This window comes from Streptomyces sp. SID5785 (genome assembly GCF_009870065.1).
In the GTDB taxonomy this organism is placed as follows: Bacteria; Actinomycetota; Actinomycetes; order Streptomycetales; family Streptomycetaceae; genus Streptomyces.
Genome location: NZ_WWIA01000234.1, coordinates 1 through 529 on the forward strand (window position 1 = coordinate 1; position 529 = coordinate 529).

Below are 529 nucleotides of genomic sequence, written 5' to 3' on the forward strand. Positions count from 1 at the left end.
CGAGCTCGTGGCCCGCGGCCACCGGGTCACGTACGCCAACGACCCGTTCGTCGCCGAGCAGATCACGTCCGCCGGTGCGGAGCTGGTCCCGTACTCCTCGGCCCTGCCGGTCGCGGACAACAACTGGCCCGAGGACCCCATCGAGGCCGCGGGCCTCTTCCTCGACGACGCGATGCGGGCCCTCCCCCGCCTGCACGAGGTCTACGACGAGGACCCGGCCGACCTGTACCTCTACGACATCGGCGCGTACGCGGGCAGGGCGCTCGCGGAGGCGCAGGGCCGCCCGCTCGTCCAGCTGTCCCCGACCTTCGTCGGCTGGGACGGGTACGAGGAGGAAGTCGCCGTCCATCTGCGGGCGTTGCCCGGCGCGGACGCCTACCGCGAGCGCTTCGCGCGCTGGCTGGGCACCTGCGGGGCCACGACCACGGACGTGGACGCCTTCTCCGGTCCGCCCGGTCGGGCACTGGCCCTCATCCCCCGCGCGATGCAGCCGCACGCCGACCGGGTGGACAGCGACACCGTCACCTTC

At 73.7% G+C, this 529-nt stretch carries 1 pseudogene; it reads left to right on the forward strand.

What is annotated here, in order from left to right:
- Nucleotides 1-529, forward strand: a pseudogene (locus GTW43_RS06950) (glycosyl transferase); the annotation flags it as partial.